The organism is Kitasatospora sp. NPDC051914, assembly GCF_040680995.1.
Taxonomy (GTDB): domain Bacteria; phylum Actinomycetota; class Actinomycetes; order Streptomycetales; family Streptomycetaceae; genus Kitasatospora.
Genome location: NZ_JBFAXX010000058.1, coordinates 1 through 24193, shown reverse-complemented (window position 1 = coordinate 24193; position 24193 = coordinate 1). Strand labels below are relative to the sequence as shown.

The 24193-nt window shown below is 73.6% G+C and carries 22 protein-coding genes; 10 read left to right on the top strand and 12 right to left on the bottom strand.

Annotated elements, in window-relative coordinates:
- Positions 1 to 2: 2 nt before the first annotated feature.
- A complete protein-coding gene (locus AB0M03_RS30630; protein ID WP_363497237.1) occupies positions 3 to 1298 on the bottom strand; it encodes a hypothetical protein in 1296 nt (431 codons plus the stop codon).
- Between the two features lie 648 nt (positions 1299 to 1946).
- On the opposite strand from AB0M03_RS30630, the gene AB0M03_RS30625 reads away from it, so the two are divergent.
- Both AB0M03_RS30625 and AB0M03_RS30620 read left to right on the top strand, forming a co-directional pair.
- Positions 1947 to 3557 carry a phospholipase D family protein gene (locus AB0M03_RS30625; RefSeq protein WP_363497234.1) on the top strand — a complete coding sequence of 537 codons (1611 nt, stop codon included), beginning with the start codon at positions 1947 to 1949 and terminating at the stop codon, positions 3555 to 3557.
- A 121-nt stretch (positions 3558 to 3678) separates the two neighbouring features.
- Positions 3679 to 4173 carry a molybdenum cofactor biosysynthesis protein gene (locus AB0M03_RS30620; protein ID WP_363497232.1) on the top strand — a complete coding sequence of 165 codons (495 nt, stop codon included), beginning with the start codon at positions 3679 to 3681 and terminating at the stop codon, positions 4171 to 4173.
- A 120-nt stretch (positions 4174 to 4293) separates the two neighbouring features.
- On the opposite strand, the gene AB0M03_RS30615 is transcribed toward AB0M03_RS30620, so the two are convergent.
- Together AB0M03_RS30615 and AB0M03_RS30610 are read right to left on the bottom strand one after the other, a co-directional pair.
- A complete protein-coding gene (locus tag AB0M03_RS30615; RefSeq protein WP_363497229.1) occupies positions 4294 to 4830 on the bottom strand; it encodes a polyketide synthase in 537 nt (178 codons plus the stop codon).
- Between the two features lie 36 nt (positions 4831 to 4866).
- Positions 4867 to 5226 (bottom strand): beta-ketoacyl synthase N-terminal-like domain-containing protein, encoded by a 360-nt coding sequence (locus tag AB0M03_RS30610; RefSeq protein WP_363497226.1) that lies wholly within the window; start codon positions 5224 to 5226, stop codon positions 4867 to 4869.
- Here AB0M03_RS30610 and AB0M03_RS30605 point away from each other — a divergent pair.
- Positions 5225 to 6229, top strand: coding sequence for an NAD-dependent epimerase/dehydratase family protein (locus AB0M03_RS30605; protein WP_363497223.1), 1005 nt, complete (start codon positions 5225 to 5227; stop codon positions 6227 to 6229). The genes AB0M03_RS30610 and AB0M03_RS30605 overlap by 2 nt on opposite strands.
- 79 nt (positions 6230 to 6308) lie before the next feature.
- Positions 6309 to 6878, top strand: a complete 570-nt coding sequence (locus AB0M03_RS30600; protein WP_363497220.1) for a Uma2 family endonuclease — start codon at positions 6309 to 6311, stop codon at positions 6876 to 6878.
- Between the two features lie 56 nt (positions 6879 to 6934).
- Here the strand turns inward: AB0M03_RS30600 and AB0M03_RS30595 are convergent, their stop codons facing one another.
- The 8 genes from AB0M03_RS30595 to AB0M03_RS30560 form a co-directional block, all read right to left on the bottom strand.
- Positions 6935 to 8428 carry a hypothetical protein gene (locus AB0M03_RS30595; protein WP_363497217.1) on the bottom strand — a complete coding sequence of 498 codons (1494 nt, stop codon included), beginning with the start codon at positions 8426 to 8428 and terminating at the stop codon, positions 6935 to 6937.
- A gap of 253 nt (positions 8429 to 8681) precedes the next feature.
- A complete protein-coding gene (locus tag AB0M03_RS30590; protein WP_363497214.1) occupies positions 8682 to 9413 on the bottom strand; it encodes a sulfite exporter TauE/SafE family protein in 732 nt (243 codons plus the stop codon).
- Positions 9414 to 9752: 339 nt separating this feature from the next.
- On the bottom strand, positions 9753 to 9884 hold the full coding sequence (locus AB0M03_RS30585) for a hypothetical protein (protein ID WP_363497211.1): 132 nt from the start codon (positions 9882 to 9884) through the stop codon (positions 9753 to 9755).
- A gap of 430 nt (positions 9885 to 10314) precedes the next feature.
- A complete protein-coding gene (locus tag AB0M03_RS30580) occupies positions 10315 to 10527 on the bottom strand; it encodes a hypothetical protein (RefSeq protein ID WP_363497208.1) in 213 nt (70 codons plus the stop codon).
- An 81-nt stretch (positions 10528 to 10608) separates the two neighbouring features.
- On the bottom strand, positions 10609 to 12012 hold the full coding sequence (locus AB0M03_RS30575) for a nucleobase:cation symporter-2 family protein (RefSeq protein ID WP_363497205.1): 1404 nt from the start codon (positions 12010 to 12012) through the stop codon (positions 10609 to 10611).
- Between the two features lie 758 nt (positions 12013 to 12770).
- Positions 12771 to 13478: a GntR family transcriptional regulator gene (locus AB0M03_RS30570; RefSeq protein WP_363497202.1), complete on the bottom strand. Its 708-nt coding sequence runs from the start codon at positions 13476 to 13478 to the stop codon at positions 12771 to 12773.
- 149 nt (positions 13479 to 13627) lie between these two features.
- Positions 13628 to 15481, bottom strand: coding sequence for a GMC family oxidoreductase (locus tag AB0M03_RS30565; protein ID WP_363497200.1), 1854 nt, complete (start codon positions 15479 to 15481; stop codon positions 13628 to 13630).
- A complete protein-coding gene (locus AB0M03_RS30560) occupies positions 15478 to 16872 on the bottom strand; it encodes a hypothetical protein (protein WP_363497197.1) in 1395 nt (464 codons plus the stop codon). Before AB0M03_RS30560 ends, AB0M03_RS30565 begins: the two co-directional genes overlap by 4 nt.
- Positions 16873 to 17148: 276 nt before the next feature.
- Between AB0M03_RS30560 and AB0M03_RS30555 the strand changes: the two genes are divergently transcribed.
- The 6 genes from AB0M03_RS30555 to AB0M03_RS30530 all read left to right on the top strand — a co-directional run bounded on the left by AB0M03_RS30555 (position 17149) and on the right by AB0M03_RS30530 (position 23517).
- On the top strand, positions 17149 to 17745 hold the full coding sequence (locus tag AB0M03_RS30555) for a hypothetical protein (protein WP_363497194.1): 597 nt from the start codon (positions 17149 to 17151) through the stop codon (positions 17743 to 17745).
- A gap of 7 nt (positions 17746 to 17752) precedes the next feature.
- Positions 17753 to 18412, top strand: a complete 660-nt coding sequence (locus AB0M03_RS30550; RefSeq protein ID WP_363497192.1) for a DUF5987 family protein — start codon at positions 17753 to 17755, stop codon at positions 18410 to 18412.
- Complete coding sequence (locus AB0M03_RS30545; protein ID WP_363497190.1) at positions 18409 to 19992, top strand: GMC family oxidoreductase; 1584 nt, start codon at positions 18409 to 18411, stop codon at positions 19990 to 19992. The genes AB0M03_RS30550 and AB0M03_RS30545 overlap by 4 nt, the downstream gene beginning before the upstream one ends.
- Positions 19993 to 20030: 38 nt before the next feature.
- Positions 20031 to 20735, top strand: a complete 705-nt coding sequence (locus AB0M03_RS30540; protein ID WP_363497188.1) for a hypothetical protein — start codon at positions 20031 to 20033, stop codon at positions 20733 to 20735.
- Positions 20736 to 20949: 214 nt separating this feature from the next.
- Positions 20950 to 22089: a porin PorA family protein gene (locus AB0M03_RS30535; RefSeq protein WP_363497185.1), complete on the top strand. Its 1140-nt coding sequence runs from the start codon at positions 20950 to 20952 to the stop codon at positions 22087 to 22089.
- A gap of 216 nt (positions 22090 to 22305) precedes the next feature.
- Complete coding sequence (locus tag AB0M03_RS30530; RefSeq protein WP_363497184.1) at positions 22306 to 23517, top strand: globin domain-containing protein; 1212 nt, start codon at positions 22306 to 22308, stop codon at positions 23515 to 23517.
- On the opposite strand, the gene AB0M03_RS30525 is transcribed toward AB0M03_RS30530, so the two are convergent.
- Positions 23514 to 24089 (bottom strand): GNAT family N-acetyltransferase, encoded by a 576-nt coding sequence (locus AB0M03_RS30525; protein WP_363497181.1) that lies wholly within the window; start codon positions 24087 to 24089, stop codon positions 23514 to 23516. The two genes, AB0M03_RS30530 and AB0M03_RS30525, sit on opposite strands and share 4 nt — an antisense overlap.
- Between the last annotated feature and the right edge of the window lie 104 nt (positions 24090 to 24193).

Sequence of the window (24193 nt, the reverse complement as noted above, 5' to 3'; positions counted from 1 at the left end):
GGTCACCCTTCCATCGGAACGGTCGGAGTCGGGACGCCCGCGGACGCGGGGGCCGTCGCGGACGCGGTGGTGGTCGCGGGCGCAGCGAGGGCCGTGGACGCGGGAACGGTCGCCGGTGCGAGGGCGGTCCGGCGCTGTTCGCGGCGCTTGCGGCGGGCGAGGACGATCAGTACGGCGGCCTGGGCCGCGTTCAGGACCAGGGACAGCAGCGAGTCCCAGAAGTGCGCGTCGACGCGTCCGGAGCCGAGGGCGCGGGCGGCGATCCGCAGGTATTCGAGGGTGACCGGGATGCTGGCGAAGACGGTGATCCCCACCAGGACGCAGAACCCGAGCACGATGAACGGCCCGTAGAAGGCGCCGACCCGGCGGTCCTGCTCGGTCCACCGGTTCTCGTCGACCTGCCGCTCCGGGCGGCCCAGCAGCCGCCAGATCCGGTTCCTCAGCACGGCCTTGGCGGCGTCGTGCAGGTCGTAGCAGTGCAGTGCGGTGGCGAAGACGTAGTACAGGTCGGTGCGCAGGTACAGCTGGAACTGCCAGCAGAACCGCATCACCACCGTGAAGCCGAGGGCGAGGCAGACCCGGCCGGTGGTCGAGAAGGTGCCGTCGGCGTGGCGGCCGGCCTCGGCGATCAGGCCGAGCACGGCCAGCACCACGGCGTCGCAGAGCATGCCGGCCAGGAACGGCAGGTAGCGCTTGCGGCGCTCCACGCTGAGCAGCCCGTTGGTCTCGGTCTCGGCCACGATGTAGGTCAGCCGGTTGCTCAGCCGCAGCTTGGTCGGCAGCCCCAGCCGGCGGCCGGCCAGGATGTGGAAGCCCTCGTGGGCGAGCAGCAGGGGCACCTGCCCGAAGGTGATCACCAGTTGGACCACCAGCAGCGACTTGACGAAGAAGATCTGCGACGGGTGGGGGCGCAGGTCGCCGTGCCCGGCGAGGGCCAGCAGCCACAGCGCCACGACCGCCAGGTAGCAGAGCCACGCCACCGGCGAGAACGCCGCGCGGGCCAGCCGCCGGAACCGGACGGGCGCCGCAGGGGCGGCCCGCTCGGCCCCGGTCTCGCGGACGAATCCCAACTCGCGGATCGTGTCGAGGAAATCCTCGACGTCGACCGGTTCCTCGAAGGTCTCCTCGTACCACTCGGCCGCCCGGTCCAGGGGCATTCCCTCGGTGAGCCGCTGGAGCAGCTCCGCGCCGTCCGCCGGAAACACCGCGTACGAGCCGGTGTCGAGTCGGCCGACCAGCACCTCGTCGCCCTCCGGGACAAAACTCAGCTCGTACAAAGCAATGGTCGATTCGCTCACGGCGCTCCAAAACCTCGAATGAACCGATCTGCCCGGCATTCGGCCGAACCCGGGCGCACCGGACGGATCCGGCGCGCCCGGGCGGGACTCACAGGGTCACCGTCAGGCGTTGACGTGGTACGGGCACTGACACGCGGCCGAGGTCAGACGCACATCGCCGGTCCGACGGACGGTGATCTTCTTGGCCGTCTTCTTCAGTGCAGCAGTCGACTTCACAAAGAACCTCCCTGCTCGCTGTTTCCCCGACCGGACGGCCGGGCGGGAGCAACCCTGCCCTTCCTGAACGTGACACGTCAATAGAGTCGATGCGAACCGCCGAGAGCCCCTGCCGGCCGAATTCCGGACCGCTGCCGACTGAGCTGCTGCGTTTCGTCACCGAACCGTCAAAAATTCATTACAACCCGCCGGGAAGCCGCCATGAAGTGGAGTGATAATCCTTTCTGGAGATACCGGAAAGAATTTCTGAGCAGCTCGGCAATCCGTGGTGCGGGTGGTGCCGGAACGCATCGTGAGCCGACGGGCGGCAGGGCTGCTTCAAAGTCCGGCCGCTCTCGTGTCCGGCCGGGACGCCGGGAACGCGTGGCGCGCTCCGTCGAGGCGTAGCGTCGAAAGGGTGGGGACGGACGAGAGCGGCGGTGAAGAGCACCCGTGCACCCCGGCGACTGGCTGCTGACCGCCGGCGAGCGCGGCAACCCGGCGACGGCACTCGACCGCCGTCGGCCCGGCGGAACCGCCTGGTCCACCGGGAACCTCGTGCGGCCTCTGGTGCACGGCGCCGAGTACTTCGCCGAGCTCCTCGCCGCCGTCCGGCGGCAGCGCGCCGGCGACCTCCTGCTGTTCACCGACTGGCGCGGCGACCCGGACGAGCGGCTGGCCGGCCCCGGCACGGAGGTCGGGGACGTGCTGGCCGCGGCCGCCTGTCGCGGGGTCGTCGTCAAGGGTCTGGTCTGGCGCTCCCACCTCGACCGCCTGCAGTTCAGCGAACGCGAGAACCGCCACCTCGGCGAGGAGATCGAGCAGGCCGGCGGCGAGTGCCTGCTGGACATGCGGGTCCGTCCCGGCGGCTCGCACCACCAGAAGCTCGTCGTCCTGCGCCACCCCGGCCGTACCGGCCTCGACACGGCGTTCGTCGGCGGCATCGACCTGTGCCGCAACCGCCGTGACGACGCCCGTCACCACGGCGACCCGAACGCCCAGCCGATCGCGGACGCCTACGGTCCGCACCCGCCCTGGCACGACGTCCAGCTCGCCGTCCGCGGCCCCGCCGTGGGCGACCTGGAGACGTGCTTCCGGGAACGCTGGGACGACCCGGCACCGCTCAGCCGCAGCCCGCTCACCCGGCTGCGCAGCCTGCTCCACCACGAGGACGAGAGCGCCGGACGGCTGCCGCCGCAGCTGCCCGACCCGCCCGCCTGCGGCCCGCACACCGTCCAGGTGCTGCGCACCTACCCGAACCGGCTGCTCCGCGGGTACCCCTTCGCGCCGGACGGCGAGCGCAGCGTCGCCCGCAGCTACCTGAAGGCCCTGCGGCACGCCCGGGCGCTCGTCCACCTGGAGGACCAGTATCTGTGGTCGCCGAGGGTCGTGGAGTGCTTCGCCCGCGCGCTGGCCGACAACCCGGAGCTGCGCCTGGTCGCGGTGATCCCGTCCGTCCCCGAGCAGGACGGCCGGCTGACCCTGCCGATGAACCTCGTCGGCCGGATCGGCGCACTGCAGGAGCTGCGCCGCGCCGGTGGCGACCGGGTCGCCGTGTACGGCGTCGAGAACCACGCGGGCACCCCGGTCTACGTGCACGCCAAGGTCTGCATCGTCGACGACGTGTGGGCCTCGGTCGGCTCCGACAACATCAACCTGCGCTCCTGGACGCACGACTCGGAGCTCAACTGCGCCGTCCTGGACGGCACGCCCGACGGGCGGCCGCCCGCCGACCCGGGAGGGCGGGGTGACGGCGCCCGCCGGTTCGCCCGGGAGCTTCGGCTGCGGCTGGCCCGGGAACACCTGGACGCCGACGACGGGCCCGCCACCACCGCCGAGCTGTCCGACCCGCTCGGCGCCTTCGCGGCCTTCGCCCGGTCCGCGGCCGCGCTCGACGCATGGCACGACGGCGGCCGCCTCGGCCCGCGGCCACCCGGACGGCTGCGGACCTACCGGCCGCCGGTCCTCTCCCGCACCACCACCGCCGTCGCCCGCCCGCTCAACCGGCTCCTGGTCGACCCGGACGGCCGACCGGTGCGCCTGCGGCGGCACAACGCGTACTGACACCCCGGCCGGGCGAACCTGCTCCTCCGACCGGGCCGGGCCCGCGTCCAGCCCGTGGTGCGGTCGTCCGGCCGTCCCGGTCGGCGTCGACGGTGCCGTGCGGCGGCGTAGGCTGGCACGCATGGCCGTGGTCGAGGTGGTGCAGCTCCTGGTGTCGCCGGCGCACCGGTACACCGGGCGCCCGTCCGAGGGGCCGTCCCCGGCCCACCCGGGCGAGCTCGTCCGCACCGCCGAGGTGCGGGAGGGCCTCGGACTCGTCGGGGACCGCTACTACGCCCGTCCGGCCCACCGGGATGCCGCGGTCACGCTGATGGCCGCCGAGAACCTCCCGCTCGGCATCCGTCCGGACGCGGACCTGCGTCATGCCCGCCGCAACGTGCTGCTCCGCGGTGTCAACATCGACGCGTACCTCGGCCGGACCGTCTCGCTCGACTGCGGCACCGGGCCCGTGCTGCTCGCCGTCCGCCGTGCCGCCCGCCCCTGCGCCTGGATGGACGCCGTCATCGGCCCCGGCGCCCAGCGGGCCCTGCGGGACAAGGGCGGTGTCCGCTGCACCCCGCTGAGCGACGGCGTGCTCACCCTCGGGCCCGCGGAGTTCGAGGTCCTGCCGGGCTGACGGGCCGTCCGGGCGGTCACAGATCGACCACCGTGCCGAGGCCGAGGGTGCGGGCCGCGTGGTACGCCACGGAGGCGGCGGCGACGTCCAGGGCGGCGTGGCCGGTGGACTTGAAGACGGTCAGCTCGTCGCGGGAGCGGCGGCCGGCGCTGCGCGCGCTGACCCCGAACCCCAGTTGGTGCGGCCCCGGTCGTGCTCCCGGCCCTCGGTGGTCACGTAGTAGCGCGAACCCTCCAGCTCCAGGGCGGGGTTGATCTCGCGGACGTTCACCGCCGGCGGCACGTACCCGTGCTTGAGGACCAGGGCCGCCTTGATCAGGCCGACGATGCCGGCGGCGATGTTGAGGCGGCCGAAGTTGCCCTTGAGCGAGCCGATGCCGCAGGGAGCGCCCTCGGTGCCGAACGCCTGCTTGATCGCCTCGATCTCGATCGGGTCGCCGAGCGCGGTGCCGGTGCCGTGCGCCTCGAGGTAGCCGAGGTCGCCCGGCTCGGCGCCCGAGATCTCCAGGGTCTCGCGCAGCACCGCGACCCGCCCGGAGACGCTCGGGGCGGTGAAACTCACCTTCTGCGCACCGTCGTTGTTGACCGCGGAGCCGGCGATCACCGCGTACACCCGGTCGCCGTCGGCGATCGCGTCACCGAGCCGCTTCAGCAGCACCAGGCCCAGTCCGTTGGTGAACAGCGTCCCGTTGGCTCAGGCGTCGAACGGCCGGCAGACGCCGTCGGACGACAGCACGCCGCCGACCTGGTACTGGTAGCCGGACTCCTGGGGGACGCGGATGTACACCGCGCCCGCGACGGCCGCGTCGCACTCGTTCAGCAGCAGGCTCTGTACGGCCGAGTGGACCGCGACCAGCCCGGTCGAGCAGGCGGTCTGCACGTTCAGGCTGGGCCCGCGCAGGTTCAGCTTGTACGAGATCCGGGTGGCCGGGAAGTCCTTGTCGTTGCCGTGCCGGACCAGCATCTCGCCGAGCGACTCCACCGGGTCGGGCCGGATCCGCTCGCAGTGAACGGCCGTGTACGGGCCACCCGCCGCGGAGAGGCTGTCCGACATGAAGATCCTCATGCTCGGCGGCTCGAAGTTCCTCGGGCGTGCCTACGTCGCAGAAGCCCTCTCGCGTGGCCATCAGGTCACCACCTTCAACCGCGGGGTCAGCGGTGCCGACCTCGACCGGACCGAGGCCGTGCACGGTGACCGCACCCGCCTGGAGGACCTGGAGCGCCTGGTCGACGGAAGGAGCTGGGACGCCGTCGTCGACACCTCGGGCCAGCAGCCGTACGACGTGGCGCAGACCGCCCGGCTGCTGCGCGACCGCGCCGGCCACTACAGCTTCGTCTCCTCCGTCCACGCCTTCGCCGACTGGCCCGCCAAGCCCGTCGACGAGACCTCCGAGACCCTCGACTGCCCGGCCGACGTCCCGCAGGACCAGCCCTTCGCCAACGCACTCAAGGCGGGCTGCGAGCGCGCCCTGGCCGAACAGTTCGGCGAGCGCTCGTCCGTCCTCAACTGCGGGCTGCTCTACGGCCCGTACGAACCTATCGGACGCATGCCCTGGTGGCTGGAGCGAATCGCCCGCGGCGGCCGGGTTCTCGCCCCCGGCGACCCGGACCGGCCGATGCAGCTGATCGACGCCAGGGACTTCGCCGCCTTCGGCCTCGACCTGATCGACCGGGGCCTGACCGGACGGTTCGTCACCACCGCGCCGATCGGCCAGACCACCTACGGCGAGTTCCTGGACGCCTGCGCCCGCGCCACCGGATCGGACGCCGAACTGGTCTGGACGGACGACGCCACCCTGCTCGCCGCCGAGGTCCGGCCCTGGACCGAACTGCCCCTGTGGACCCCGGACACCCCGGACTGGCGGGGAACCTGGCGTGCCGACAGCTCCAAGGCGGCCGCCGCCGGGCTGCGCTGCCGACCGGTCGCCGAGACCGCCAGGGACACCTGGGCCTGGCTGCAGAACGGCGGATCGGCCAAGGTCACCTACACCCAGGGGCTGACCGGAATCCCGATCGGCATCGAGGCCGGGAAGGAGCAGCGGATCCTGGCCGGCTGAACCACCGGGCGGTCCTCTGCCGCGTCGAGGACCGGTCGGCAGCCGCGGAGGAGGACAATCGGGGCGGGAAGGAGAACGTGTGAGCACAGCATCGCAGCACCCCGAGGACTACAGCACCGTGGCCGACCCGGAACGGGCGCTCAAGTACGCGTTGCGCCACGTCGCCGGCGACCGGGCCGAGATCGTCGAAGGAGTCATCACCCCCATGTCGCCGAGTTGGGCACACGAGTCCGCCGCCGACGTGGTCCGCCGCCAGCTCACCGTGCGGCTGGCCGAGCTCGACCTGGTGTCCGGCTCCGGCAACCTGGACCTGCCCGGCAGTGAGAACTGGTACATCCCGGACCTGGCGGTGGTGCCCGCGGAACTCGCGATGAAGACCGAGGGTCCACTGGTGCCGGACCAGACCCTGCTGATCGTCGAGGTCGGCTCCCCGTCCAACGCGGAGACCGACCGGGTCACCAAGCGACGCCGCTACGGGCAGTACGGTGCGCCGCTGTACCTCCTGGTGGACCGGCAGAACCGCGAGTGCACGCTCTTCAGCGAGCCGACCCGCCTCGGCTACGCGACCGCCGACGGCCCCCACCCCTTCGGCACCTCCGTCCGGCTGCCCGCCCCGTTCGACCTCGCTCTCGACACCGGCCTGCTCTGACGGCGATCGGGGCGAGTGCCCCGGGCCCGGGGCCACCATCGACCGAGGCGGGGCCCTCAGGCGTCCCGGGCGGTGGCGGCACGTGACGGTGGTGGTGCCGCGGGGAGTTCGAAGGGGTCTTCGGCGGGCACGTCCCGGCGGGGGCGGGGTGCGCCGTTCGGCTGTGCCGCCGCAGCGTCCCGCACCTGCCCGGCGGCTCCCTGGCCACCCGGCCCGCCCTGGTGCGGGCCCCCGCCCGTCTGGCCGTGCGGGGCCGGGCCGGGCATCCCGGGTGTCTGCACGGCCGGCCCGCGGTCGAGGGGGCCGGGTCCGTCTCCCCGGTGGCCGGCGCCGGATCCGGCCTCGCTCCTCGGCGGCACCTGGCCGGTGCCGTGGTGGGGGGCGGCGGGGTGCGGGCCGCCCGCCAGGGCCCGCGGTTGCTGCGGCGGAACACCGGCGCGACCGGCGTCCCCCACGGGCCTGTCTCCCCCTGGCCTGTCCCCCACGGGCCGGTCCGCCGTGTACGGCCCGGGGGGCCGGCCCGTGCTCGCCCCGGCGCCGACGAGCGGTCCGGCAGCGTCGGCGTGGTGCGGCCCGGGGTGTGCCCCGCCGGTCGCGGCCGGGCCCGCACGGTGTGCGCTGCCCGCGGCCGTCTCGCCTGCCCCGCCCGCGAGTTGGAGCGGGCGGGACGATGACGGGGATTCCTGTCCGGACAGGATGCCGTGCATCTGCCGGGTGTGCGAGTCCTCGTTCTCGGTGAGGTTCCGGGCCACCTGGTCCATCCGGTCGGCGGTGCCCCGGAACCAGCCGAGGAGCCGCTCGAGCACCTCCACACCGATGGTGGTGGCGATCTGCTCGGCGGCGGCGATCACCAGCCTGCCGAACGCGTCACCGGGAGCGCCCACGTCCAGGCCCTCGACGACCTGCCGGAACGAACTGCCGTGGGAGTCGATGTCGTCGGCGTGGCGCCGCAGTTCGAGCGCGCAGGAGGCCAGCTGGGCCAGGTCCACCCCGAACCCGGCACCGGCACCGGCCGCCGGCCCCGGCCCGCCGCCGGGCACCAGCTGCTTGACCACGGTCTCCACCAGATCGGCCACCGGCTGGGCCAGCGCCTGCCCGAGCGCCGACACCGCCTCGTCCAGGAGGGCGGACAGGAGCTGCCGACCGACCGCGACGACGGCCGCGGAGCCCTCCGGCCCGATCAGCGCGGAGGCCGCCAGTTCACCCTGGGTGGCCACCAGCTGGACCACGGTCGCACCCTTGCAGCCCTCGATCACCAGGGCCGCCGCGTTGAGCGCGTTCGCGGCGACCCCGCAGGCCTCCACCACCAGGCCGGAGTACTTCGAAACGGTTCCCCACAGCTCGGCCAGCCTGTCCGCCGAGGCACCGTGGTAGACCTCCCCCAGCACGGTCACGGCCTTGTCCGCGGTCATCTGGACCGAGTCGATCGCCGAGGCGACTCCTCTGAGTCCGTCCGCGAGCCTGACCAGTTCGTCCTCGTCCGCCCGGGGCCAGTCCAGCCCGAGGAGGTCGAGCACCGCGGCGAGCTCCGGCGGCAGCTCCAGTGCCATGCTTCCCCCAAAATCTGTCGTACGGCTGCGAACACGGGCGCAACGGATGCCCCCGGAAGCCGTCCCGGTAGGACGGCCGGCAGTACTGACAGTGGTGTTCCGCGCCGTCCCGGAACAGGCCAGGACACCGGCCACACATGGCCGGTTCGCCGGACACGCCCGCCGGCGCCCGCATCCACGGGCGCTCGACGGTGCCCGCGCCGGGTGAATCAGCGCCCCGCTCGGCGGAACCTCGCCGTCCGCCCTGCACCGGCTACAGCTCGGCCAGGCCCTTCACGGCCGTGACCACCCCACCGGCCAGCGCCAGCAACAGGACGATCCGGCGGGCCGGGCGCTCCGGCGTCCGCGCGGCCAGCGCCGCCCCGACCACCGTCCCCGCCACGACCCCCGCCCCGGCCAGCGCCCACGCCGGACCGGACAGCTGCGGCAGCCCCTTGACACTCACCGAGAACACGTTCACCAGCACCCCGTAGAACTGCGCGTTCGGCACGAACTCGCGGACCGTCCAGCCGGCGTTCACCGCGTACAGCGAGATCGCCGGGCCACCCACACCCGCCGAAGCGTTCATGAACCCGCTGGCCGCGCCCGCGGCGAACGCCCCGCCCCTGCCGCCCAGCGCCGGCACCCGGGTGCCCAGCAGCACCAGCAGCACCGCCGCGGTCACCAGCGCCCCCATGCCGACCAGCAGCGTCGGCTCCGGCAGCCGGGCCGCCACCCACGCCCCCAGCGGCACCGTCACCGCGGCCGCGAACACCAACGGCAGCATCGCCCCCAGCCGCACCCGCCGCCACGCGGTGGCCAGCCCGATCAGGCTGATCACCCCGGCCGCGCAGTTCGCCAGTGCCACCCCGGTCGCCGGGGCCAGCAGCAGCACCAGCACCGGCGCCGACACCAGCGCGAACCCGATCCCCGCCATCCGCTGCACCGACGAACCGACCAGCACCACCAGGCCCAGCACCAGCGCCGCCGTCCACTCCCCGGCCATCGCGCAACCTCCTCCACCAGTACGGGCCGACCTGCCGGTCACCCCCAGCTTGCCCCACCCCACCACCCGGGCGGGCCGCACCCGCCCACCGTCTCCGGCCCGATCTCCGAGGTCGGGCACTGCCGGGGGAGAGAACGGCCTCGCGGCCGCGGGCCCGGCCGGGCCTGTGTCGCCGGGCGCCCGGGGCACAGCCGGAACCGTGCGAGGTAGCCGCTGGTCACGGGAGGCGATGCGCACAAGCACAGATCCCGCCCGGCCGCGTGGGCCGGACGGGATCTCGTGGACCGTTCCCGAGCGGGCTCGAGAACGAATGTCTTCGGGGGACGGGGTGCCGGGTGCTCAGGCCTTGCGGGCCTTGGCCTGGGCGGTGGTGCGGTTCTTGCGCTGGGCCGCGCGGGCGAGTCGGTGCTGCTCGGCCTGACGCAGCCGCTCGTCCATCGTCGCGCGTGCCGCGTCGAGCTGGTAGCCCATGGTGGTCTCCCCCTTGGTGGGCAGCTGTGGGCATCACGTTGATGCCGGTCCTGGAGGCCGCCCTCATGTCTCTGATTCTACACCCACATCAGCTTGATTGCTTTCAATTAGTTGGCACTTCCCTGATATCGCCTTGCTATCGAAGGTCTACTGGACCTCGGTGGCTCAGGGAGCAGGCCCGCCCTCCGCTGGCGCCGAAGGCGGGCCCTCACCTGGGCAAACGGTCAACCGGCAAGCCAGGTGACGGGTTCAGCACGGCCCCGTGCCCGGCCTTCCCCGGTTTCGCCCGGGACGGGCGCGACGCCGGAGCACGGCCGAACGGGACCTCGCCGACGCCGCTCACGACTGCACCGATCCGGGCGGGATCTTCACCGCCCGGCGGCGGACACGGGTGCCCGCGACGTGCTTCCCCGGCGAGGCAGGGGGCCACTCACGTCAGGCCCGGGTCCTGGGTGTTCCTCGGGTCCCCGGCCTGGCCGCCGGGCTGGTTCAGATCGGCGAGGAGGTCGTCGAGGGCCCGGCGGAGGGCTTCGGAGTTGGCGGGGTCGAACCAGGTGGTGCGGATGCGGTGGTTGATGCCGTTCGGGGTCTCGTGGTCGGCCGCGAGCCGCTGCAGGGAACGGGTCCCGCGGGCTCCTCTCACCCGTCGAAGGTCCCCGGCGCCCGGAGCGTGGCCACCGGCAGCCTGCGCCCGACACGATCACCACTTCGCGTCGAGCAGGGGTCAGGCCGGGTCCCCCACCCGGCCCAGGGCCTCGATCCGGGTTTCCGGCACGTGCGCGGGCGGGACCTCACGCCTGCGGCCCAGGTGGTTGAAGAGCAGGTTCAGCGTGACCGCGAGCAGGCAGCCCGCCGAGATGCCCGAGTGCAGCACGGTGGCGACCTGCTCCGGGAACGCCCGGTAGAAGGCCGGGTAGGCGATCGGGAAGATGCCGAAGGCGAGGCTGACCGCGACGATGATCGCGTTCGAGCCCGCGCCCAGGTCCGCCTTGCCGAGGGTGCGGATGCCCGCCACCGCCACCGACCCGAACAGGACCACGCCAGCTCCCCCGAGCACCGGCTGCGGCACCAGCGAGACCAGCCCGCCGACGACCGGCAGCAGGCCCATCACCACGAGGAACATCCCGGCCAGGGCCACCACGAAGCGGCTGCGGATCCTGGTCAGCGCCACCAGCCCGATGTTCTGGGCGAAGGCCGAGCAGATGAAGCCGTTGAACACTCCCCCGAAGGCCGTCGCGAGCCCGTCCGCCCGCAGGCCGCCGGCGATCGTGCGGTCGTCGGCCGGCTTCTCCACCACCTCGCCCAGCGCGATCATGTCGGCGGTGGACTCGGTCATTGAGACCACCATCACCACCAGCATCGAGATGATCGCCGCGGCCTCGAACCGCGGCGCGCCGAAGGCGAACGGGTGCGGCAACTCGAACAGCGGCAGGCTGCCGAGCGCATGGGCGTCCACCTTGCCGAACGGGATCGCCGCCAGGGTGCCCACGAGCAGCCCGAGGAGGATCGCGATCCGCTGCAGGAAGCCGCGCAGGAAGCGGTGGAAGAGCAGCACGGACACCAGGGTGAGCCCTGCCAGGCCCAGGTTGGTCAGGGAGCCGTACTCCGGCGCCCGGGAGTTGCCGCCCTGGGCCCAGTTCCCGGCGACCGGCAGCAGGGAGATGCCGATCAGCGTGATCACCGTGCCGCTGACGACCGGGGGGAAGAATCCGACGAGCCGACAGAAGACGGGTGCCAGCAGGAAGCAGAACAGGCCCGCGACCAGCGTGGAGCCGAAGATCAGCGGCAGCGCCGCACCCTGCTTCGCCTCGACCACCGCGAGGATCGGCGAGACGGTGGCGAAGGAGACGCCGTTCACGAACGGCAGCCGCGAGCCGATCCGCCAGAAGCCCAGGGTCTGCAGCAGGGTGGCGATACCGGCGATGAACAGACTGGCGGCCAGCAGCGTGGTGAGCTGGGCCGGAGTCAGCCCGGCTGCAGCGCCGATGATCAGCGGCGGCGCGGCGACACCGGCGTACATGCTGGCGACGTGCTGGAGGGCGACGGTCGCCATCCGGCCGGGCGGCAGCATCTCGTCGACGGGGTGCGGCGGCGTTGCGGGCTTCAGGGGCGTTGTGCGACGTCCCATGTACTGTCCCTCCACATCCGAGGTGGTTTCGGGCCCGGGAACGGCGACCGGAGCGGGACCCGGCGGCGTCGGGACGACCCTGGCGGACGGCGGTGCCGTCGCCCACCTGCCGGCACCCGCGGCGAACGGGCCCGACCCTTGAGTGGATCTCCACGATGCAGAACTGATGTTCCGCAATTCGGTTTCCACAGAATGTAGAAAGCACTGCCCGGATGGTCAATAGCCCCGGCTCGATTGCCGCCCCACGGCGGGATCCGCGACCTCCTCCAGCCGGCCGGGACGTTCTCCCCGAATCGGTGCGGCGGACCCGCTCCGGCAGCCCGTCGTATCCGGTCCCGTCTGCAGGACAGCCGTGCCGGGTCGTGGAGCCGTCCGTCGTCGGTCATCTCCGACGGCGGACGCCTGGCACGGATGTCGCCGGAGCGCGAGAGGTCGTTCGAACAGTTCGCCGCAGCCCGGCACGGGAGGTCGGCGCCGCCCTCGTGGAGGAAGTCACGGATCCGGGTACCGATGCCGTGCCGCGTGCTGAGCAGGCCCGCCCGCTCGGGGCGGGACAGGGCGTGCTTGAGCGCGGTACGGGTGACCCCGTAGCCGGCGGCACACCCGTCCAGGGGTCCCCGTCAATGGGTGACCGCGGCGCTCTGGTTACGGCCCGCCTCCGATCCACCGATCCCCCACCCGCGCAGTCGGCCGATTGACGCCCGGACGGGCCGCCGACCGCACCCGCCCGCGAGCGGATGCGGGCGCCCGACGCGTGGTCAGTCGGCCCGCTTCACCCGGAGTGAGTCGAGCATGATCTTTTCGGTGGTGCGGAGGTACTGCTCGGCGGCCTGCCCGGCCTGCTCCTCCTGGCCCTCGGCCACCGCCCGGACGATCGGGGCCAGCCGGTCGGCGGCGGCGGTCGGGTCGTCGAACGGGGCGCGCAGGGCGGCGCGGACGGGCAGGTAGGCGTTGAAGAGAGTGTTGGTGAGCAGGAGGTAGACGCGGTTGCCGGTGGCGCGGGCCAGTTCGCGGTGCACTTCGATGTCGGCGAGCTGGGCGGCGTCCCCGTCCGGTGCGTCCCGGACCGCCTGCAGGAGTTCGTCGAGGCGCCGGGCCTGGCGGGTGGTGCGGCGGGCGGCGGCGCGGCGGGCGACGAGGGCGCCGATGTGGCGGCGTACCTCGAAGACCTCGGTGAGCCAGCCGGGGTCGTGGGCGGCGAGCATCGGCAGGAGGTCGGCGCCGCCCTCGTGGAGGAAGTCACGGATCCGGGTGCCGATGCCGTGCCGCGTGCTGAGCAGGCCCGCCTGCTCGAGGCGGGACAGGGCGTGCTTGAGCGTGGTACGGGTGACCCCGTAGCCGGCGGCGAGATCCCGCTCGGGCGGCAGCAGTGCACCGGGGCGGTGGGTGCCGTCCAGGATGTCCTGGCGCAGCCGGTGGGCCAGCAGGTCGACCACGGACTGGCGCGGGATGATCTCGGGGGGCACCGGTATCGGTCTCCTTGCTCCTCGATTGCCGTGGCTGAACGGCTCGGCCTCTGCCCGGGAGTCAAGCCGGTGGCGGACGGGCCGTCAAGGCCGGCTCCCGGCCGCCGCAGTGGACGACCTGTGCCGTGCCGGGCCGTCGCCGGGCCGGCTCACGGGCGCTCGACGGCGTTCTCGGAGACCGCCAGCGCGAGGGCCATGACGGTCAGTTGGGGGTTCACTTCCGGGCAGGTGGGCAGTGCCGAGGCGTCGGCGACCAGGACGCCGTGGATGCCGCGCAGCCGGCCGAGCTCGTCGGCGGGGGCGGTCTGCGGGTCGCGTCCCAGGGCGACGGTGCCGGTGGGGTGGAAGGCGGACAGGTGCAGGCCTGCGGGTGTGGTGCCGGCGAGCACCTGGTGCAGTTCGGCGGGGGTGCGCACTCTCGGGTGGCGGGGCAGGCCGGTGAGCACCTCGGTCGCACCGGCGGCGAACAGCAGCTCGCCCATCGCGGCGACCGCGCGCAGCAGGGTACGGCCGTCGCGCGGGTCCAGGCGGTAGTGCACGAGTCGTCCGGTGCGGCCGACGACGCGGCCGCCGGGCCGGTCGGCGATCATCGCGCCCAGGGTGGCCAGGTGGTCGGCGGCGTCGAGCTCGGCCCGTAGCTCCCGGCCGAGGCCAGGGAGGACGAAGGATCCCATACCGGGTGGTGGGGCGGTGGCCTCGATCAGGATGCCCTGGTGGTGGAGTTCCTCCACGCCGGTGCTCTGCAGCACCGCCGGGCCTCCGGTGACCGGCCGGTCGAAGCGGCCGGCGACGCTGGTGGCGGGGTGGACGGCGAGGTTTCGGCCGACACCCGGGTGCCGGCCCAGGCCGGAGCGTCGCAGCAGTGCCGGGGATTGCAGGGCCCCGGCGGCGAGGACGACCAGGGGGCTGAGGATGTCGAGGGTGGTGCCGTCGGGGCGGCGGGCGGTGATGCCGGCGGCGCGCGGGCCGCCGGGGCGGTCGGGGTCGGTGAGGATCCGGGTGACGCGGGCGCCGGTCACGATCCTGGCGCCGGCGGCGCCGGCGTCGGGCAGCACGGAGAGCTGGACGCTCTGCTTGGCACCGGTGGGACAGCCCACCACGCACTGGGTGGATCCCCGGCAGCCGGGGGCGTTGCGGCGCAGCGGCCCGGCCTGCCATCCGAGGTGTTCGGCGCCTTCGAGGGTGAGCAGGCCGCCCCGGCCGAGGACGTCGAGGGGTTGGGTGGCGACGCGCAGGGTGCGTTCGATCTCGTCCAGCCGGTCGGCGAAGGCCTTCGGTTCGGCGAGGTCGAGCCCGTGGTGGTGGTGCCAGCGGTGCAGGACGCGGTCGGGGGTGCGGTAGCAGGTGCCGGCGTTGACCACGGTGGTGCCGCCGACGGCGCGGCCGGTGGGCAGCAGGATCGGTGGCCGTCCGGCGGTGACGGTGGCGCCGCCGTCCCGGTACAGGTCGGTGAACCTGTCCAGTGGCGGGCGCCGCCCGAAGTCGGCGGTGGTGTGGTGGCGGCCCTCCTCGACGACGATGACGCGCAGCCCGGCGCGGGCCAGGGTGCGGGCGGCGATCGCACCGCCGGCGCCGGAGCCGATCACCACGGCGTCGGCGGTGGCCCGGTCGGGCCATCGGGCGGAGGGCACGCAGTCCAGCGGCGGGTCCTCGGGCGCGACGGGCGGGGTCGGCGGGTCGGTCTCGTGGAGGAGGCGTTCGGTGCCTGCGGCCAGGACGACCGGGACCTTCAGTGCGTCCAGCAGCGACAGGAGGGCCGGTCGGGCGGCCAGGGCGCCGATGACGCTTTCGCGTCCGGCCGGGGTGAGCCGGTCGAGCCGTGCTCCGGTCTGCAGCAAGGTGTAGGCGTCGAGGGCGGCGGCAGCGCCGTGGAACGAGACCCGGGCCGGGCGCGGGAGGTGCGCGAGGAGGGCGTCCAGCCGGGCGGGAACGTCCGCCGGCCAGGGTGTGCGGCCGTCGTCGGCGAGCAGGGCCGCGACCAGGCCCCGCAGGCTGCGGCTCATCGGTCGCCCACCTCCGCGTGCGCGGTCCCGGCCAGGGTCCAGGACGCCTCCGGGCGCCAGCGGCCCCACCAGCGTTCGAGCACGACCGTGGCGTCGGCGGCCTCGCTGTTGCGGCACACCGCCCGGCTGCCGTCCGGGTCGGTGTACTCCAGTGCCAAGGTGCGCTCCTGCGGCTGGGTGACCGTGACGCGGATACGGCGCAGCGGGGTGCGGCCGGTCAGCGTCCAGACCGGCAGTGCGATGTTCGCCGTGAACCGGCCCGGGCCCGCCCAGCCGACGGCCGGGCGCAGCGCGCTTCGCGGCCAGGTGCGTCCGCGGTGGCGCAGTCGGAGGAACACCAGGGGTGGCAGCCGGTCGAGTCCGGGCTTCCTGGACACGGCGGCGACGGCCTCGAGGACGTCGCCGTGGCCGAGGTCGGCGTGCAGCCAGGCCCACCGCCGGGCGTTGCCGTGGCCGTAGATCCGGGCGGTCGCCCCGGGGGCGTCGTCCAGGTGCAGCACGCCGCCGGGGTGGTTGATCGTGCCGGTGTAGCGGGAGGCGGCGGCCGGCAGCATCTGTGCCGCGGGCAGGAGCCCGTGGCGCCAGGCCCAGCGGGGGAAGGTGTAGAGCGGCTCGCCCACGGGGTGTTCGGTCAGGTTCCAGGTGTACGGGCCGGCGGTTCCGCGCAGCTGCCGCGCGCCTTCCCCGGTCTGCGGTGGGGACGGTGAGGAGAAGGGCGGGCTGGACGGCCGGGGGGCGGGGCCGAACCGGGCGTGCTCCACCGGGCCCTCGGACGGGAAGAGGGCGATCCAGCCGTGCACCCGGGCGGGCGAGCCGTCGGTGGGGGCCACCATTTCGTGGTGCAGCCAGAGGCCGGTCCCGTCGGTGGGGTCGGTGAGGGTGGCGTACCAGACCTCGGTGCGGCCCGGTGTACCGTCCCAGCGCGGCGCCAGTTGCCGCGCTCCTTCCCCGTGCCGGGGAAAGCGCCAGCCGGTAAGGCACGGCAGCAGCCCGGTGGCCAGGGGGAATCGCAGGGTTCCCCGGCCGATCTCGCGGCCGTCCGCGGACAGGGTGTACGGGAGGAGGGTGAGCGACCGCACGGGTCGCCGGAGCGAGACGGACTTCCAGCCGTCCAGGGTGCAGCGGCGGCCGTCGGCGGTGAACTCCAGCCGGTACCGGATTCGCCTGCGGGCCAGCGGCGAGATCTCCAACTCCCCCGTGGCCTGCGGATCGTCGGTGATGCCCCGGATCCGCACCCGGCCGGTCACCGCGGCCGTGGTGGTGCGGTGCGGCAGCACCAGTACGTCCGAGCGCACCGCGAGGTCCAGGCGCACGGGGCGCGCCTCGGCCTCCCCGGTCAGGCGGACGGTGCCCAGCATCGTTTCGGCGAAGGCCGTTCCGCGGGATCCCATCGCCCGCCCCCTTTGCGATCCGCACAGTCAGTGGCTGAGCCACTGAACCACTGGCCTGACATCCCGTCAATAGCGCGACGGTGAAGCGCTGCAAAGGCCGCGCACGCCACCCGGTCGGGAACAGGCTGAGTGGATGAGTCACCGTCACACCTCTTGTACTCGCCGGTAGTCGTGCCGCATCCTCGTCCGTGCCGGCCCCGCCCGCCGACCACGGCTGTGGCGGCGTGCCGCTTCCCCGCGCGACACCCCCGTCCTGCTCCGTTTCCAGGAGGTCCCGTGTCCCGTCCACGTCTGCGTACCGCCCTGCTCGCCGCCGCCCTGGCCTTCGGGGCGGCCACCACCACCGCCGCCACCCCGGCCGCCGCCGTGTCCCCGGCCGCTCCGGGGCCGTTCGCCGAACCGGACTTCGCCGCCACGTGCGCCTGGCACCACTACGGCGAGGGCGAGCAGCCGCCGTGGTGGCTGGCGTTCGCCGACCCGCTGTGCGTGGAGTACAGCAAGCGCGACATCACCGTGGACAACGGCGGCGCGCTGCGCTTCCTGCTCGCCGAGCCCGCCCGGATCGCGGCCTCCCTGCTCACCTGCCGCTACTACCAGAAGGACCACTGGAGCGTGCAGTCCACCACCGGGGCGGTGCCGTGGGTGGCATGGGACGGCCAGTACTGGTGGGACAAGGCCGGCCGGCGCGCCGGAGTGCGGCTGACCGGCTTCCGCATCGACGGTGTCCCGGTCGGCATCGGCGACGCCGTCATCGCCCTGCGGCCGCGGTACCCCGAACTGGCGGACGCGCTCGCCGCCTACGGCACCGCCTCCGGGGAGAGCGGCTTCAGCACGGAGCTGCCGTTCGACCTGCGCTGCGCGCTGGCCGGGTGAACCGGCCGTGCCCCCTGCCCCGCTGGACCGCCGCGGCCTGCTCAAGGCCCTCGCCGCCACCGCCACGCTCCTCGCCGCGGGACCGCTGACCACGGCCCCGGCCGAGGCCACCACGTCGCTGACCGCCTGGACCACGCAGAGCCTGGAGGCGTTCGCCGACACCCTGATCCCCGGACAGCGCCGCCATGCCGGCGATCTGCCGATCGTCGGCGTCGTGACCGGCCCCGGCGCCGTCCAGGCCGGCGCCGTCCAGGTCCTCGCCTCCCCCGACCTGCCGCTCGGCCCGTGGCTGCCGGGGATCGCCGGCCTGCTCGACGCCCGAGCGCTGGCCCGGGCCGCCGCCCACCTGCTCTGGCTCCCGCCCGGTTGGCCGCCGTTCGTCGGCCTGCCCTTCCAACATCGCACCGCCCTCGTCACCGGCCTGTTCGACCCGGACGACCCGGACCGCCCGATCTGGCAGGTGCTCGCGCTGCTGGTCGGCCTCGCCTTCGACACCGCCGCCCACCGGCACACCACCGACGCCCTGGCCGCCGGCCATCCGGGGCTGGCCTGGATCGGCTTCCCCGCCCCCGACCCGGACGGGCTGTGGCGCTTCCCCGAGCACTCCTACGACCGGCCCCTGGCCGCCCTGCATCCGAACACCACCGCCTCGGGGAGCCCGGCATGAGCGCGCAGACCACCGACGTCCTGGTGATCGGTTCCGGCTTCGGCGGCGCCATTCCCGCCTACCACCTCGCCGCCGGCGGCGCCCGCGTCACCGTCCTCGAACGCGGCCCCCGCCTCGCCGCCGCCGACTTCGTCCACGACCTGCGCCTCGGCACCTACACCAGGGCCGTGGACGTCATCAAGGGCGACGGCATCTCGGTGGTGGCCGGCAACTGCGTCGGCGGCGGCAGCGTGGTCTACTTCGCCGCCTCCCTGCGCGCCCCCTCCTTCGTCTTCGAACGCCGGGGAAGCCTCGCGCGCCGCCTCTGGCCCGCCGCACTGACCCGCGCCGCCCTCGACCCCTGGTACGACCGGGCCGAACAGGCCCTGCCGACCACCCGCCTGGACTGGGACGGCATCTCCTACGCCGGCGGCGTCCTCGCCGCGGCCTGCCACCGGGCCGGACGCACCTGCAACCCGGTGCCGGTCGCCGTCGACCCGGCCCGCTGCACGGACTGCAACTGGATGCTGTCGGGCTGCCGCTTCGACGCCAAACGCTCGATGCTGCTGAACTACCTGCCCGCCGCCGAGGCCCACGGCGCCGACATCCGGCCGCTGCACGAAGTCCAGACCGTCGTCCCGTCCTGGCTGGACGGCCACCGGTACGCCGTCCGCTACACCGTGCTCGACCCCACCGACTACGGCTGCACCCTGGAGACGGGCACCATCCACGCCAGGATCGTGGTCCTGGCGGCCGGCGCGGTCGGCACCCCGGTCATCCTGCAACGCTCCGCCCTCGCCCTGGGCGGCATCCCCCCGGCCGTCGGCCGCCACTTCTCCGGCAACGGCGACCGGGTCTCCGTCGCCCTCATGGACGAGGCCAAGGTCCGGGACCTCCTGGGCCTGTCCCGCCCGGACGGCTCCGCGTACGCCGCGCTGCCGATCGGCAAACCCATCACCACCGCCACCTTCGACCACCTCGACGGCAGCGCACCCGAGTTCAGCCGGTTCACGCTCCAGCAGATCTACTTCCCGCCGGTCACCAACACCCTCGCCCGAGCCGCCCTCGCCCCGGGATGGTTCGGCACCGGCAAGCGCGAGCTGCGCCGCTCGTGGCGGTCCTGGCTGACCCTGCTCGCCATGACCGAGGACGACAACGAGGGCACCTTCGGACCCCCGCCGCTCACCGGCGGCTTCACCCGCCTCGCCCCCGGCCTGGGACTCGGCACCATGGCCTACTCCCCCACCGCCGACACCCGGGCCGGCTGGGACGCCGCCGACGCCGAACTGCGCGCCGTCCTGGAGAAGGACCGACTGGCCACCGTCCACCCCTGGACCGACCAGGTCGGCGGCACGGTCACCGCCCACCCGCTGGGATCCTGCCGGATCGGCGACGACCCCCGCACCTCCGCCCTCACCGACCAGCACGAACTCCGCGGCCATGTGGGCCTGTTCGTCACCGACGGCGCAGCCGTCCCCACCTCCCTCACCGTCAACCCCTCCCTCACCATCGCCGCCCTCGCCGAACGCGCCACCCCCGCCGTCGTCACCCGCGCCAACCAGACCGGTGTCCCCGTGCGCCACGGCACCCCGCTGCCCTGAACCCCGCGGGCGACGTCGGTACCGGTAGCGTGGCCGGCATGGTTCGCGGTGACGCTCTTCTGATCCGGTTGCAGGCGCTCGCCGAGCGCGTCCCCTTCGACCTGGCGATCCGGCCCGGTGTGCCGGCCGACGAGGTGGACCGCTGGCCGGTGCCCGTTCCGACAGCGGTCCGCGGACTGCTCACCCGGCTGGGCGGATTCGCGGTGGGGCCGTGGGAGTTCACGCTGACCGGGCACCCGAGGCAGGGCGGCGGCCACGGAGTGCCCCACCCCCACTGGCTGGTCACCGACGACGGCGGCGGCGGGGTGACCTGGGTCGATGTCGCCCCCGGCGGCAGTTGGGGCCAAGTGCTGATGCAGTATCGCGAGGGCGGCCTCTTCGTCGAGGCCGACTCGCTCCCGGCATGGCTGGACCGCCTGATCACCACGGCCGAGGACCTGGTCGACGAGACCGGCTTCGAGGACGGCGACCAGCCCTGGCTGGACGACTTCTGGGACGCCCTGAACCTGTCCGGCCCCGAACTGCCGCTGCACTCCGCCGCCCGGCTGCAGGCCGACGGCGGGGACCCGGTGGTCGCCGAACTGGCCGCCCGGGTGCCGGGCACGGCGCTGCTGGCCGACCTGCGCGGTGCCGTACCCGGCAGCCGGGCACGCTTCGACAGGGAGTTCCGCTCCTACCGATTGGTCAGAGCCGCCGACGGCCCGGTGTTCGCCGCCGTCCCGCGGGACACCGACTCCGTGTGACCGGGGTCGTCGATGAGGGGCAGCAGCAGACGGAGGTCCGAGGCCGTCGTGGTTGAACTGCTCGACCATCACTCCCGTCGGGCGGGCCGGGGCGCGCCGGGACGACGGCCGCACCTGGGCTACGGCGGGGGCTCTCGCTGTGGCGCAGGTGCCTGGCTGACCTGACACTGGGCCGGACAGGAGCGGCACGGATCGAGTTCAGTGGGAGCGGGTCATGCGGACGAACATGGTGCTCCGCGGCGTCGGCGTCGTGGTCGGTCTGGTCCTGATCGCCTGCGCGTTCCTCCTCGCGTTCTTCGTCACGCCCACCTATGTGGCCCGGCTGCCCGACGACACCGACGTCACGCGCTCCTACACCGGCACCTTCAAGACCCTGCTCGACGCCCAGGAGGTGGCGAAGGGCAACCTGCTGTCGGCCGTCAAGCGGAACGTTCCGCTGACCGTCGAACGGACCGTCAAGGTGCTGGACACCTCGGACGACACCGCCCTGGTCAGCGACAGCCGGACGACGGCCGCCGCAGGCCGCGCGGTCGAGAAGACCACCTGGCAGTACGCCGTCGACCGCAAGACCCTCGAACCGGCCACCGATCACCCGTCGAGCTGGAAGGTGGTCGACGCCGAGGGCCTGACGGTGAGCTGGCCGCTCGGCGCGGAGAAGCAGACGTACACCGGCTGGCGGCCGGAGACCGGGACCACGACCCCCCTGACGTACTCGCGCACCGAGAGCAGGTCCGGCGTCAGCACCTACGTGTACGAGGCGAGCCTGCCCGCCACCCGGATCACCGACACCCAGGTGCTCGCCGGGCTCCCGCCGGCCGTCCCGAAGAGCACCCTGGCGCTGGTCGCCCAGGTCGGGACGCTCTCGGAGGAGACGAAGCAGAAACTGGCCGTACTGCTGCCGACGCTGCCCGATCCGGTTCCGCTGAGCTACACGCTTCAGAGCGCCGACACGTTCTGGATCGAGCCCGAGACCGGCATCGTGGTCGACACACAGCGCTCCCAGCAGCGCACGGCCGGGGTCGTCGCCCCGAGCGACGGCGCCTTCCTTCCGCTGCTGCCGGTCTCCGACGTCTCGTACCGGCAGACGGCCGACTCCGTGAAGGACGCCGCGAACGACGCCAAGGACGGCCGTGACGCCATCTCGCTCGTCGGCACCATCCTGCCCGTCGTGCTGGGCGTGGTCGGCGCGGTCCTGGTGGCCGTCTCCCTCCTCGTCCGACGCCGGGGCAACCGCGGTGGCGCAGCACCGACCGGACCGACCGCACCGAACGCTCCGAGCGCACCCGGCGGCCCGAGCGCACCGCCCGAACCCACCGGGCCGACCCCGCCGGCCGGGCCGGGTCCCGACGCGTGACGCGACGCCCTGCGGCGGGCCGAACGTCGTACCCGTGCATCGACAAGGGCCCGCCCGGGGAACTTCCCCCTGCCCCTCCCCCGAACGGCCGCACGGGCGTGCCTCCCGGGCCGGGCGCGGGCAGCGTGGCCGGGGGGCCGGCGTGGGGCGGCAACAGCCGCCCGGTCCCGCGTTCGGAGTCCACCGTCCACCGCTCGTTCCCTGCAGGAGTGTCCCGTGCTCTCGGACAAGTCCCGGCCCGTCATCGTCGCCACGCTGCCGGTCGTCGCCGACCACATCGGCGAGATCGCCAAGCGCTTCTACACCCACATGTTCAGCGAGCATCCCGAGCTGTTGGACGGTGTCTTCAACCGCGGCAACCAGGTCCACGGCCACCAGCAGCAGGCACTGGCCGGCTCGGTGGCCTCGTTCGCCACCACGCTCGTGGAGACGCCGGAGCGGGTGCCCGAGCAGCTGCTCCGCCGGATCGCCCACAAGCACGCCTCGCTCGGGATACGCCCCGACCAGTACGGGGTCGTGCACGACAACCTGATGTGGGCGATCGTCGACGTGCTGGGCGACGCGGTCACCCCGGAGGTCGCCGCGGCCTGGGAGGAGGTCTACTGGCTGATGGCCAATGCCCTGATCAACCAGGAGCGCGGACTGTACAGCGCCCGCGGGGTCCGGCCGGAGACGGTCTGGCGGGACTGGGAGGTGATCCGGAAGGTCAGGGAGACCGACGACGTGGTGACCTTCGTGGTCAAGCGGATCGACGACCGCCTGGTGAAGACCTCGCTGCCCGGCCAGTACGTCACCGTGCGGATGCGGATGCCCGACGGGAAGCTCCAGCCGCGCCAGTACAGCCTGACCCGGGCCGACGACGGGGAGCACCGCCAGTTCTCGGTCAAGCGGGTGCGCGGCGAGGGCGGCGAGCCCGACGGCGAGATGTCGACGCTGCTGCACGATTCGGTCAAGGTCGGCGACACCCTGACGCTCTCGCTCCCCTACGGCGACGTGGTGCTGGACGACGCGGGACGGCCGGTGGTGTTCGCCAGTGCGGGCATCGGGATCGCCCCCATGGCGGGGATGCTCTCGCACCTGGTCGCGGCCGAGTCCGGGCTGCCGGTCACCTTGCTCCACGCCGACGTCGACGACGCGTCCTTCCCCCTGCGCCGTCAGGTGGTCGGCGACATCCTGGCCCTGAAGAACGCCCGGATGTACCTGTGGTTCGAGAAGAACGCGCAGAGCCACGAGCCGGTGGACGGGGTCTTCCACGGGCTGATGGACCCCACCGCGGTCGACCTGCCCGCCGACGCCCTGTACTACCTGTGCGGGCCTTTGCCGTTCATGCAGGCCGTGCGCAGCAGCCTGATCGACCACGGCGTCGCCCCGCGCGACATCCAGTACGAGGTGTTCGGCCCCGACCTGTGGCAGGCCGACCTGGACTAGCCGAGGTGCGGGCGGTGGCGGAGGTCGCGAACTCGAGCGGGCGGTGCGACCGGGGACCACATGCCGAGCCACTGCTCGGCGCCCCAGGCCTCGAACCGCTCCACCTCGGTGAACCCCAGCTTCGCCGCGAGACGCATCGAGCCGACGTTGGCGGTCTGGGTGGTGAGCACCACCGGCTCGCCGGGAAGCGCGCCGGCGAGCCAGCCGAGTGCCGCCGTGCACGCCTCGGCGGCGTACCCGGATCCCCACGCACGCGGCAGGAACAGGTAGCCGAGATCGACCTTCCCCGCAGCGGCCGGGCGACGGTGCCCCGTTGCCCTCCTGAGCAGGATCTGGCCGATCATCGACCCGTCGAGGTCGACGACCAAGCTCCCGGGCCACCGCTCGGGCACCCCGGACATCTCGCGCTCGAGCTCGTCCCGCGGCCGGGGGCCGCCGAGGTAGGTGTGCACCTCCGGCGAGGCGAGCAGCTCGATGAACGCCGCGCGGTCCCGGATCTCGGGCTCACGGAGCACGAGCCTCTCGGTGCTGATCGGCTCGGGCGGCCAAGCCACGGGGCCCAGATCTTCCATCCGCGCACACTATGGCGTGTTGTGGAAATGATCGAGCTCGCTGCCTGGCAGCTCACAACCCGCGGATGGCTTCGGCCAGGTCAGGGCCGTAGGAAGCCCAGCAG